This is a genomic window from Spiroplasma endosymbiont of Colias croceus, assembly GCF_964020095.1.
Lineage (GTDB): Bacteria > Bacillota_I > Bacilli_A > Mycoplasmatales > VBWQ01 > Spiroplasma_E.
The window spans coordinates 1,658,326-1,671,348 of sequence record NZ_OZ026536.1 but is presented as its reverse complement, the minus strand read 5'-3'; the positions used below and the strand labels follow the sequence as shown (position 1 = coordinate 1,671,348).

The window sequence follows — 13,023 nt, the reverse complement described above, 5'->3', positions numbered from 1 at the left end:
CTTATTTTGAATTATAAAATTTAATTATACATATTAACAAATTAATGGAGGAATAGAATGTTAGCGGTTAACGATTTAAAAAAAAGATTAGAAATTATTAGACAGCAAGCATTTAATAATATTGATGAAGTTGCTGATTTACATAAATTGCAAGTTTTAAAATCACAATATTTAGGTAAAAATTCGGATATTAATAATATATTAAAATCTTTAGAAAAGTTTCCTCATAATTTTAGAATTGAAATTGGTCAAGCAGCTAATAAATTAAAAAAAGAAATTAATGAATATATAATAAAAAAATTTAATGAAATTGAGAAAGATAACATTAATGAGCGTCTTAAATCTTCAGAAATTGATTTAACACTACCGGGTATTGATTTTAATATTGGTCACATCAATCCTTTATTAAAAACTGTTACCGAAATATCTGAAATTTTTAAAAATTTGGGTTATCAAATCATTAGTGGTAATGAAGTAGAAAATGAAGAATATAATTTTAATCGCTTAAATTTACCATTTGATCATCCAGCAAGAGATATGCAAGATACTTTTTATCTTGAAAATAATAATGACAAACTTAATCGTTGATTATTAAGAACACACGCTACAAATATGACTGCACGCATTCTTAGCGAGCAAGATAAAAATTCAAAAGAAACCACAGCTATTATTAGTTTAGGAAATGTTTATCGAAAAGATGATGATGATGTTACTCATTCTCACCAATTTATGCAAGTTGATGCGTTTTTAGTTGGATCTAATATTACTTTTGCAAATTTAAAATGAACATTAAATTATTTTTGTCAGCAATTTTTTGGCATGGAAACTAAAACAAGATTACGTCCTAGTTATTTCCCATTTACGGAGCCTTCAGTTGAAGTAGATGTAAGTTGCCCAAAATGTAATACAGAAGGTTGTTCATTATGTAAGTATACTGGTTGAATTGAAGTTTTAGGTGCTGGTATGATTCATCCAAATGTTTTTATTGCTGCTGGTTTAGATGAAACAACAGCAGGTTTTGCCTTTGGTGTAGGCATTGAAAGAATTACTATGATTAAATATGGTATTGACGATATCAGATTATTTTATAATAATGATTTTCGATTCTTAAAACAATTTTAAAAATTAAAAGGAGTATAAAATAAAATGATAGTTTCACGTAAAATCATTTCGCAGTGATTGAATATTAATAGCATTAAAGATTATGAAATCGTTGATGCTTTAAATAGTTTAGGTTTTGAGGTTGATCAAGTAAAAAATTTAATGTTGAGTAATACAAACTTAGTTGTTGGTCAAATTACTAAAATTACTAAACATCCTAAATCAAATAAATTAAATATTTGTGAAGTAACAGTAGGCACTGAAATGTTAACTATAGTTTGTGGTGCAGCAAATGTAGTTATTGGTATTAAAGTTGTTGTAGCAAGGATAGGAAGTACTTTAGGTAATGGTCTTACTATTGTTGAAAGAACAATTCAAGACGTTGTTTCTTCAGGAATGCTTTGTTCATTAACAGAATTAGGATTAAGCGGTATTGTTCAGAATAAAGAAGAATTAAGTGGTATTATTCATTTACCAGATGATGCAATGGTTGGTAATATTAATCCATTACAATATTTAAATTTAGATGATACAATTTTTTTTATTGATTTAACAGTAAATCGTAGTGATTGTTTGGGGATTTATAGTATTGCTAGAGAATTAAGCGGTTATTTTAAAATTCCTTTAAAAAACATGGAAGTTAGTAGTATAGGAAAATTTGATAATAAAAGTCAAGTTAGTGTTCTTAATGGTAAAATTCAAGCTTTAGCAACATTAAAGATTGAATTTGATGATAAATCTGTAATAACACCAATTTGAATTAGAAGAACACTACAACTTGCAAATATTGTACCCAAAACTTTATCAGAAGATATTATTCATTTAGTAATGTTAGAATTGGGTCAACCCTTAATTACTTTTAGTGCCGATGTTTTAAAAAAACCATCTTTAAATATTTCACCTAAATCATACCCAGAAGGTAATTTGCAAATTAAAGAGGGTGATATTTTATTACACGATAAATATTTGGCTTTTAGTGTTTTAGGAGTTAGTCATAATATTGAATATGAAGTTAAACCAAGTTCCAAAGAAGTTTTTATATTTTCAATTAATCCTGATGTTACCTTAATGAGTAAACAAGCAAAGCGACATGGTGCTCTTATTAATACATTATTAGAACGTTTAACAAGACCAGTTGTTCCTGATTATTATTTAATTGCTTTACAACGTTATTTGTTTATTTTAGGACAATTACAAGTTAAATATGAAATTACTGGTTTTAGTAATGATGTTCCTTATCAAGTTAAAACAAAAGTGATCAATTTTAATTTTAATTTTATTAATAAAATTTTAGGTACAAATTTTGGGGTTAATGAAATAATTAATTATTTGACTATTATTGGTTGTCAAATTGAAATTGATGCAAAAAATCAAGAAATTTTAAAAGTAACAGTTCCTAATCATCGTAGTGATTTAAATAATGCTAATGATTTTAGTGAAGAAGTTGCAAGAGTATTTGGATATGATAAATTACCAGTTATTAAACCACAATTTAATGTATCATTTAAGTCACCAACGGCAATGGAAAATTTAATGATGAAGTGAAGACAACATTTAACAAGTTATGGTTTTAATCAAGTAAAAACATATAGCTTAACAAGTATGCAGAGATTAAATGATTTTAATTTTTTTAAATATAAAATACCTGTAAAATTAGAAGCACCTTTGACATTAACAAGAGAAGTTATGCGTTTTAGTTTGACAGATAGTTTATTAAGAATTTGTCAATATAATTATGCACGTAAAGAAACACAATTAAAAATTTTTACTGATGAAACTATTTATACAGGTGATGAAACTGATGATAATCATCATTTAGCTTTTATGATTATGGATAATTTTTGACCAAAAATTAATACTAATAAAATTACTAATAGTACGTATTATTTTATTAAAGGTTTTTTAGATGGTTTTTTAGCAAAAGTTATGCCAAATTTATTTAACTCTATTGTTTATAAAACAAATAATAATTCTTTAATGCATCCGTATTTAAGCGCAGATATTTTTTATGAGCAAGAACATATTGCTACTATTGGCGCACTGCATCCACAAACTGAAAAAATAATGAATGTTGAAAAAATATTCTTAGCAGAAATTAATTGTAGTAAGTTAGTTAAAATCATAGAAGAACAACAAAAAGTAGTTTCTAAATTTAAGCTTTGATCAAAATTTAATGCTTTAAGTCGTGATATATCAATTATTGTTAATAGCGATATTCAATTTTCTGATGTAAAAAATGCTATAATATTTGCAAATATTGATTTTTTAGAACAAATATCTTTGGTAGATTTTTATAATGATGAAAAATTAAAATCACAACATCAACACTCATTAACTTTTAATTTGAAATTTAATAGTCAAGAAGAACAATTAGATGAAACAAAAGTAAGTGGACAAATAAGTATTATTCAAGAAATATTAAAGAAAAAATTTCAAGCAATTATTCGTTAAAAATATAACAAAATATTAAATAATAACATTAATATATTTTTTTATTATATTAAATTTTTAAATTGGGTGAGATAATATGAAAACATTAAACAAAGATAATTTAAACTTTTATAAAATGGCGTTATTATTTATGATTCCAATTTGTGCACAATCTTTAATTGAAACATTAATAAACTTAATGAATAATTTTGTGGTTGGTCAATTTGGAAATGATGATGCTATTGCTGGAGTTGCATCATCAAGTAATATTTATGATATGGTTTGATATATCTTTTTTGCTATCGTTGCTACCGGTAATATTTTTACTGCTCAATATTTAGGTATTAAAGATAAGAAGAAAATTCAAGAAACTACTAATATAAAATTATTTTATACTTTAATTTTTTCAATATTTTTTGTTGTAATATTAGAATTATTTAGCAAACAAATTATGGGAGTAATTCTTGGTGCTGAAGATAATTTTCATCAAAATTCTATTGGTATTGCTGAAGAATATAGTAAATTAATTGCTTGAAATTACCCATTGTTAGGTTTTGCTTTTATTATGTCAATTACTATGAATACATGTGGTAATGTTAAAACACCATTGATAACTTCTATTTGCTCATTACTCTTAAATACATTTTTAGTTTGTATTTTATCATTACCATATAGTGGGGGACCACAATTAGGTATTGAAGGATTAGCAATAAGTTTAATTATTTCAAGAGCAGTAGAATGTTTTATATTGTTAGGTTATTTAATTTATAAAAAACCAATTTATGCTCCTAATTGAAATATTTTTAAATTTACAAAAGATTTACATAAAAAATATATTATTACTTTTATTCCTTTATTTGCTAGTCAAGTATTATTTGGTGTTTCAGTAGTAATGTTAACGGCTTTATATTCTCATTTTGGTGATACTGAAGTTGTTGCCGCTGTGCAAATTGTTGGTAGTGTTGTTGCTATTTTTTATTCTACTTTTAGGGGATATAATGCTTTAGTTGGATATGCTGTTGGTAGCAAGTTAGGTTCAGGAGAACTAGTACTGGCTAAAGAAAATGCTAACAAGATATTAAAATTGAGTTTTGCTATTTCAACTGTTATTGCTTTAATTATTTTGGGTAGTGCTTTTTGAGTTCCAAAAGTATTATTTCCAAATTTATCTAATAATGCTATGAAACTTGCAGTTTGATATATGGCTTTTTCAGCAGTAACTTATTTTTTCATTAATATGATGCAACCATTATTTAGTTTTCTTTATGCTGGTGGCTATACTTTAATTATTAGTATTGCTGATCTATTTTTAATTTGATTTATTGATATTTTTATTACTTTTGCTTTATTGCAGTGAACTGACTTAAGTATTAAAATGGTAATTATGATTTCGTGTTTAAGTAAATCAGCTGATTTTATTTGTGCTTATGTATTTTATAAAGTAATTCCTTGAAATAAAAATATTATTAATTCTAAAGTAGAAAATGTACCTCATCCGACATTTGAACCACATGGATAATATAAAAATCCCTTTTTAATAATAGATTTTATTTTAATAAATTTTGTTTAAAAAATGTTAAAAAAATTCTATTATATTTTAGCAAATAAATTCATATTTATCGTTTTATTTTTATTGTATTTAATATACAATTATTATAGTTACTGGTGTGATTTTAGAGGATGGTAGAAGTAATGCTTTTTTTATTTTTAGTTATAATTAAACTTTTATAATAATTAAATTTTAATTATAACTAAATAAATACGGACATTAAAAATTTTGACATACCTTTATTATAAGAAATTTTTATTTTTTGAAAGAATTTTAAAAATAAGTTTAAGTAAATATATAAAAATAGTAATAACACCAGAACTAATAAAATCATTTTGGAATTAAAAAAGAAATTAAGAAATAATAAAAAAATAAAAAAAGCATGATTGTTTTAAAATTTTTTTATTATTTTATAAAAAGGAGAAAGAAAATGTTAAAGTTTATAAGAAAATTTTATAATAAGTATAGACATATTCCGTAATTAAATTTTTTAAAAGTCAATTAATAATTTTAAAATTTATTTTATAATTTTGTTATTAACAATAAATTTAGAAAAGTGTTGATAAAAATGATTTTTGAAAATTTAAAAAAATTAAAAAATGAAGAATTTTATAGATATTTTGGTATAAAACGTTTTCATTTTAATGAAATGTTAGAAAAATTAATTGAAATAGAAAAATTAGAAAAAAATAAAGGTCGAAAAAATAAACTTTCAGTAGAAGAAAGATTAATGATGACTTTATTATACTGAAAAGAATATTATACTTTTTTTCAAATGAGTATTAAATCTAAAATGAGCCCATCAAGTTGTTTTCGAAATATTACTTGAGTAGAAAATAAACTTAGTAACCACAAAGATTACCAATTTTTAAAAGAAAGATATAAATTAAAAATTGATAAAAAACAAGAAAATTCAAATGAATTTCAATTTTATTTAATTGATTCAACTGAGATTGAAATTGAAAGACCAACTAAAAAAAACTACAGTTAGAATATTTTTCTGGTAAAAGTTGAATGTATTCTATAAAATTTCAAATTGTATATGATTTTTTTAATAAAAAAATTGTTGATATTTTTGCTGATAATGGTAAAGTGCATGATTTTCAAATATTAAAAAATTCAAATCTTGAATTTTCAGAAAAAACAATAATTATTGGTGATTTAGGATATCAAGGTATACAAAATATTTATAAAAATACAATAATACCAATTAAAAGAACTAAAAATAAAAAATTAACTAAACAAGAAAGAAAATACAATAAGATTGTATCTAAAATTAGAATTAAAGTTGAACATGTCTTTGCTTGATTGAAAAGATTCAAAATTTTAGTAAATAAATGTAGAAAATCTAAATTTAGACTTATGTACTTAAGATTTAACTTACTTTGTGAAATTTTTAATAAAATAAAACCATTAAAATAAAAAAAATATTAAAAATATTTTTTTAAAATTTAAATTTTTATCGAGTTAATATAAAAATATTATTAACAATTTTTTGTTTAAAATGTAAACTCATTTTTTAAACTATTTTTTCAAAAAATATTTATTTCTATATTCAATAACACTAAATAGTTTTAAAACAATTTTATTGACAATTAATTAAATTTAATTACGGAATATGTCCTATCTTAAAAAGTACTTTAAAAAGAAAAATAAAGAATTACAAAAATTAAGAAAAGAAATTCTTGATATAGAAGAAGAGATGAAAAAACTAAAAGAAGACAATATTTTTTTATTTAAGACTATTAAAATGTTTTTAAATTATCAAAATAGTTCAATTGATAATCCTTTATATTTTAATCAAGATGATCATATTTATGAAGAAATAAAAGAAAAAACTATTTTTGAAAAATTTATTTATGAAAATGTAAAAGATGAAACAACTTCATTAAGTTCAGTTGGTAATAATGTTCCTCCACAATTACCACCAAGAAATAAAACAAGTGAAAATAATATGAAAGTAACGACCGAAGAAACTAATGAAATTAAACCATCAAATATTACAAAAAAAGTAGAAGAACAACCTATTTATGAAAAAATAAATACGGTAATGTTTAGTAATCTGTGTAACTTACAAAAATAACTATGTTTAATTAGTTCTAGTAAATATAATTAATTTTCTAGAAAGAGTGAGTTACAGATGGCTAAAAAGCAAAATATTAATAAAAATGATCCAATATCAAAAGCAGTAGATTTATTATTAGAAAATACTGAAGATTTAACAACAGTTTTTAAAGAGGGAGGATTGTATAAAGAATTAACAAAAAGATTAGTAGAAAAAATGTTGAATTCTGAGATGCAAAATTATTTGGGATATGAAAAGAATCAACATAGTAATAGTGACAATGCTCGTAATGGTATAAGTTCAAAAAAATTAATAACCCAACAAGGTAAAATTGAAATTGATGTACCAAGAGATCGTAATAGTAATTTTAATCCTGTAATAGTTGCAAAAAGACAAAGAAGATTTGATGGTTTTGATCAACAAGTTCTTTCTTTATATGCAAAAGGTATGACATTATCAGATATTAGAATGCAATTACAAGAGTTATATCATGGTGCTGATATTAGTGAAAGTGTTATTAGTCAAATTACTGATGATGTTATTGATGACGTCAAAGCATGGCAAAATCGACCATTAGATAGTGTTTATCCGATTGTTTATTTTGATTGTATAGTAGTTAAAGTACGACAAGATAAACGGATTATTAATAAATCAGTTTATATAGCTTTAGGAGTTGATTTAGAAGGTAAAAAAGATGTTTTAGGTTTATGAATTAGTGAAAATGAAGGTGCTAAATTTTGATTAGCCAATTTCACAGAAATGAAAAATCGTGGCTTAAATGATATTCTTATTGCTTGTAGTGATAATTTAACAGGCATGTCAGAAGCAATACAATCAGTTTATCCTAAAACCGAACATCAATTATGCATCGTTCATCAAATTAGAAATAGTTTGAAATATGTCTCATATAAGCATAGAAAATCTCTAGTTGCAGATTTAAAACCAATTTATACTGCATGTAGTGAAGAACAAGCAATGCAAGCTTTAGAATCATTTGAAAATAAATGAACTAAACAATATCCACAAATTGCTAAATCTTGATATAAAAATTGAGATAATTTAATGGTTTTTATTAGTTATCCTGCAGAAATAAAAAGGGTAATTTATACCACAAATGCTATTGAATCTGTTAATAGTCAATTACGAAAAGTCATCAGAAATAAAAAAGTTTTTCCTAACGATATGTCAGTTTTTAAAATATTTTATTTAGCAATTGACAATATAACAAAAAAATGAACAATGCCCATTCAAAATTGAAATATAGCAATTGCTCATTTTATGATAAAATTTGAAGATAGAATTAATCTAAACTAGTACTTTGTAAAACAAAGAAACACAGATTATTAAAAAGCCTCATAAATACCGATCCAATTTATGATGAAGTTAAATCAAATGTTAAACCATTTTGTTGTTCTATTTCTTAGGAGGGCAAAACTATGAAAAAAATATTAAGTATATTTACAATAAGTACTTTAGCATCATTACTTTTCACAAGTAACATTATTAATAGTAACATTATTAATAATGATAGTAATAAAATGGATAATAATGTTGTTAAAAAAAATTCCTTACTACCAAAAAAAAAGAATCAACAAATGAGCCCTTAACTCATTTATTTAATAATCAATATAATTATTTAACAAATAGTAATTGAATTACTAATCAATCAAATTTAGATCAAAAATTTTACAGTTATGATACAAATCATGCTAATTATAAGTTGAGCAATGATATTAATGCTAGAGAAGTTTTTTTTGTTGATAATGATGGTAATTTAAATTATGATTCTACACTTATTTTAGAAAAGGATAAGTTAAATATTGAAAATACAAAACAAGAAATGATTAACTATAAAAAAGTGACAAAAACTAAAGATAAAAAAAATATATCTAATGAAAGTATTTATGATAATAATTATTTTGAAGGTGATAATAATGATTGACAATATATTCAATTTGGAGGATTAAATAGTCATATTGATATTTCAAATCAAGTAGGTGCTGATAAAGTTGAACACAGTAATAATCTAAATGAAACATTAGGTTTATATTAGACTTCTTGCAAAACTATGATATTAATCACATTTTTTAAGTTTAAAAATTTATTTTAATAACACTTTTAATATTTTTTAAAAATTATTGTTCAAAATATGTTTTATTTTTTGTCATTAAAATACAACAAAAATTATTATTTCAAATAAAAAAATAAAATATTAAATTATCAAATATATTTAAATTAATAATTGTAAATTATAAATTGAAGCTATTAAATTAAATCTTAATGCAAATTTTTTTCTTCTATTTCGATATTTTTCACTAATAATTTTAAATTTTTTAAGAATCGCAAAAACATGTTCAATAACAACTCTCATTTTTGAAATAGCCTTATTATTTTTCTTTTCTTCTTTAGTTAAAGGGTTTTTCTTTGATTTTCGTTTAGGTAATAAGACATTTTTATGTATGTTTTGTATACCTTGATATCCTAAATCTACTAAAATAGTTGTTTCTGATAAAAATTTCGTTTTTGAATTTTTTAAAATTTTAAAATCATGATTTTTACCATAAGAAAAATAAGAACTTATAATTTTTTTACTATCTTTTTCAATTATGACTTGATTTTTTATTGTATGTTTTTTCTTTTTTTCTGAATAATATTGTTTTTGACTTTTTTTGGGCGTTGAATAGTACTTTCAGTCACATCAATGATAACTGTTTTATTTTTAAAATTATTATTTAACAGTGATTTTTGCCCATCAAGTTGTTGAAAATCAGGATGTTTTATTAAAGTATTTTCTATTCACTTGATATTCCTATAGCAACTACTTTCACTAATTCCATAACTTTTAGCAATATGAAAATAAGTTCGATACTCTCTTCAATATTCTAAAGTCATTAATAAACGATTTTCTAATGATAATTTATTAGGTGTACCACCATTTTTAAACTTTTTTACTTCTTCTGTCTTTAAAATTTTTAGAATTTTATTAAAAATAATATCATTTATACCAGTTAATCTTAATAATTCTGGATTGTTAATAGTTTTTAATTTATCAAACATCATAGATTACCTATCTTTTTTATTTTTAATTTTATTTTAAAAATTTAATTTTTAATAGATAGGTTTTGCAAGAAGTCTATTGAATATGAGCTTTAGCGGTTAATAAAAAAACCGGTATTGTTTATGTTGGGAATGATGATGGTGTGTATAGCATTGATAAAAATAGTAACGTTAATCATATGTTAGGAACACATGATTATATTAATAGTTTAGCAATAGGTGAAGATGGTTCTGTTTTTGCTGGAGCTAATAATCATGGTAAAATTTATAAAAGTAATGGTGTAAATGATTTTCAATTAATTAAAGAACAAAATGATGCTGGGTCAATAAAAAGTTTAGTCGTAGATACTATTGGAACTATTTTTGCTGGTTCTGATAATGGTAATATTTATCAAATTAATAGTGGAAGTATGTATTCTAAAATTTTAAATACAGGTCATCAAATTAAACGATTAATTATTGATAGAGATGGTGTTTTGTTCGCTGGTGTTGATTCAAATCAAATATATAAAAAAGTAAAAAAATCATCTATTTTTTGCAATATGTTAGGAATAGATAATGATAATGAACATATTCTTGCCTTAACAATTAATTCAGAAAATACTTTATATGCTGCAGGAACTGAAGGAATTTTGTATTCAAAAGACATATTCCGTAATTAAATTTTTTAAAAGTCAATTAATAATTTTAAAATTTATTTTATAATTTTGTTATTAACAATAAATTTAGAAAAGTGTTGATAAAAATGATTTTTGAAAATTTAAAAAAATTAAAAAATGAAGAATTTTATAGATATTTTGGTATAAAACGTTTTCATTTTAATGAAATGTTAGAAAAATTAATTGAAATAGAAAAATTAGAAAAAAATAAAGGTCGAAAAAATAAACTTTCAGTAGAAGAAAGATTAATGATGACTTTATTATACTGAAAAGAATATTATACTTTTTTTCAAATGAGTATTAAATCTAAAATGAGCCCATCAAGTTGTTTTCGAAATATTACTTGAGTAGAAAATAAACTTAGTAACCACAAAGATTACCAATTTTTAAAAGAAAGATATAAATTAAAAATTGATAAAAAACAAGAAAATTCAAATGAATTTCAATTTTATTTAATTGATTCAACTGAGATTGAAATTGAAAGACCAACTAAAAAAAACTACAGTTAGAATATTTTTCTGGTAAAAGTTGAATGTATTCTATAAAATTTCAAATTGTATATGATTTTTTTAATAAAAAAATTGTTGATATTTTTGCTGATAATGGTAAAGTGCATGATTTTCAAATATTAAAAAATTCAAATCTTGAATTTTCAGAAAAAACAATAATTATTGGTGATTTAGGATATCAAGGTATACAAAATATTTATAAAAATACAATAATACCAATTAAAAGAACTAAAAATAAAAAATTAACTAAACAAGAAAGAAAATACAATAAGATTGTATCTAAAATTAGAATTAAAGTTGAACATGTCTTTGCTTGATTGAAAAGATTCAAAATTTTAGTAAATAAATGTAGAAAATCTAAATTTAGACTTATGTACTTAAGATTTAACTTACTTTGTGAAATTTTTAATAAAATAAAACCATTAAAATAAAAAAAATATTTTTAATATTTTTTTAAAATTTGGTAATGTTTAGTAATCTGTGTAACTTACAAAAATAACTATGTTTAATTAATTCTAGTAAATATAATTAATTTTCTAGAAAGAGTGAGTTACAGATGGCTAAAAAGCAAAATATTAATAATAATGATCCAATATCAAAAGCAGTAGATTTATTATTAGAAAATACTGAAGATTTAACAACAGTTTTTAAAGAGGGAGGATTGTATAAAGAATTAACAAAAAGATTAGTAGAAAAAATGTTGAATTCTGAGATGCAAAATTATTTGGGATATGAAAAGAATCAACATAGTAATAGTGACAATGCTCGTAATGGTATAAGTTCAAAAAAAATAATAACTCAACAAGGTAAAATTGAGATTGATGTACCACGAGATCGCAATAGTAATTTTAATCCTATAATAGTTGCAAAAAGACAAAGAAGATTTGATGGTTTTGATCAACAAGTTCTTTCTTTATATGCAAAAGGTATGACATTATCAGATATTAGAATGCAATTACAAGAGTTATATCATGGTGCTGATATTAGTGAAAGTGTTATTAGTCAAATTACTGATGATGTTATTGATGATGTAAAAGCATGGCAAAATCGACCATTAGAAAGTGTCTATCCGATTGTTTATTTTGATTGCATAGTAGTGAAAGTACGACAAGATAAAAGGATTATTAATAAATCAGTTTATATAGCTTTAGGAGTTGATTTAGAAGGTAAAAAAGATGTTTTAGGTTTATGAATTAGTGAAAATGAAGGTGCTAAATTTTGATTAGCAAATTTAACAGAAATGAAAAATCGTGGCTTAAATGATATTCTTATTGCCTGCAGTGATAATTTAACAGGCATGTCAGAAGCAATACAATCAGTTTATCTTAAAACAGAACATCAATTATGCATAGTTCATCAAATTAGAAATAGTTTGAAATATGTCTCATATAAGCATAGAAAATCTCTAGTTGCAGATTTAAAACCAATTTATACTGCATGTAGTGAAGAACAAGCAATGCAGGCTTTAGAATCCTTTGAAAATAAGTGAAATAAACAATATCCTCAAATTGCTAAATCTTGATATAAAAATTGAGATAATTTAATGGTTTTTATTAGTTATCTTACAGAAATTAAAAGAGTTATTTATACAACAAATGCTATTGAATCTGTAAATAGTCAATTACGAAAAGGAGGCTTTTATGTAATCTGTGT

The 13,023-nt window shown here is 22.8% G+C and carries 13 protein-coding genes and 1 pseudogene; 13 read left to right on the top strand and 1 reads right to left on the bottom strand.

Annotated features, from left to right (window positions below):
* Positions 1-57 precede the first annotated feature (57 nt).
* From pheS to AACL24_RS10350, 9 genes are all read left to right on the top strand, one after another.
* Positions 58-1,122, top strand: a complete 1,065-nt coding sequence (pheS, locus tag AACL24_RS10390; RefSeq protein ID WP_339046669.1) for a phenylalanine--tRNA ligase subunit alpha — start codon at positions 58-60, stop codon at positions 1,120-1,122.
* A gap of 24 nt (positions 1,123-1,146) precedes the next feature.
* Positions 1,147-3,552 carry a phenylalanine--tRNA ligase subunit beta gene (gene pheT / locus AACL24_RS10385; RefSeq protein WP_339046667.1) on the top strand — a complete coding sequence of 802 codons (2,406 nt, stop codon included), beginning with the start codon at positions 1,147-1,149 and terminating at the stop codon, positions 3,550-3,552.
* A gap of 76 nt (positions 3,553-3,628) precedes the next feature.
* Positions 3,629-5,050, top strand: coding sequence for an MATE family efflux transporter (locus AACL24_RS10380; RefSeq protein ID WP_339046665.1), 1,422 nt, complete (start codon positions 3,629-3,631; stop codon positions 5,048-5,050).
* A gap of 598 nt (positions 5,051-5,648) precedes the next feature.
* Entirely contained in the window at positions 5,649-6,071 is a 423-nt protein-coding gene (locus AACL24_RS10375) for a transposase family protein (RefSeq protein WP_339045912.1), read from the top strand.
* 23 nt (positions 6,072-6,094) lie between these two features.
* A complete protein-coding gene (locus AACL24_RS10370) occupies positions 6,095-6,502 on the top strand; it encodes a transposase family protein (RefSeq protein ID WP_339045908.1) in 408 nt (135 codons plus the stop codon).
* Positions 6,503-6,698: 196 nt separating this feature from the next.
* Positions 6,699-7,163, top strand: a complete 465-nt coding sequence (locus AACL24_RS10365) for a hypothetical protein (RefSeq protein ID WP_339046663.1) — start codon at positions 6,699-6,701, stop codon at positions 7,161-7,163.
* A gap of 57 nt (positions 7,164-7,220) precedes the next feature.
* Entirely contained in the window at positions 7,221-8,459 is a 1,239-nt protein-coding gene (locus AACL24_RS10360; RefSeq protein WP_339046661.1) for an IS256 family transposase, read from the top strand.
* A 122-nt stretch (positions 8,460-8,581) separates the two neighbouring features.
* Positions 8,582-8,752: a hypothetical protein gene (locus tag AACL24_RS10355; RefSeq protein ID WP_339046659.1), complete on the top strand. Its 171-nt coding sequence runs from the start codon at positions 8,582-8,584 to the stop codon at positions 8,750-8,752.
* 113 nt (positions 8,753-8,865) lie between these two features.
* A complete protein-coding gene (locus AACL24_RS10350; protein WP_339046657.1) occupies positions 8,866-9,198 on the top strand; it encodes a hypothetical protein in 333 nt (110 codons plus the stop codon).
* A gap of 177 nt (positions 9,199-9,375) precedes the next feature.
* On the opposite strand, the gene AACL24_RS10345 is transcribed toward AACL24_RS10350, so the two are convergent.
* A protein-coding gene (locus tag AACL24_RS10345) for an IS5 family transposase (protein WP_339046656.1) occupies positions 9,376-10,205 on the bottom strand; the annotation gives its coding sequence in 2 pieces (ribosomal slippage) (positions 9,376-9,809 and positions 9,809-10,205; 831 coding nt in all).
* Positions 10,206-10,267: 62 nt separating this feature from the next.
* On the opposite strand from AACL24_RS10345, the gene AACL24_RS10340 reads away from it, so the two are divergent.
* From AACL24_RS10340 to AACL24_RS10325, 4 genes and pseudogenes are all read left to right on the top strand, one after another.
* Positions 10,268-10,864: a hypothetical protein gene (locus tag AACL24_RS10340; RefSeq protein ID WP_339046654.1), complete on the top strand. Its 597-nt coding sequence runs from the start codon at positions 10,268-10,270 to the stop codon at positions 10,862-10,864.
* A gap of 83 nt (positions 10,865-10,947) precedes the next feature.
* On the top strand, positions 10,948-11,370 hold the full coding sequence (locus tag AACL24_RS10335; RefSeq protein ID WP_339045912.1) for a transposase family protein: 423 nt from the start codon (positions 10,948-10,950) through the stop codon (positions 11,368-11,370).
* 23 nt (positions 11,371-11,393) lie between these two features.
* Positions 11,394-11,801, top strand: coding sequence for a transposase family protein (locus tag AACL24_RS10330; RefSeq protein WP_339045908.1), 408 nt, complete (start codon positions 11,394-11,396; stop codon positions 11,799-11,801).
* 125 nt (positions 11,802-11,926) lie between these two features.
* Positions 11,927-13,000 (top strand): annotated as a pseudogene (locus tag AACL24_RS10325) (IS256 family transposase); the annotation flags it as partial.
* Positions 13,001-13,023: the final 23 nt, after the last annotated feature.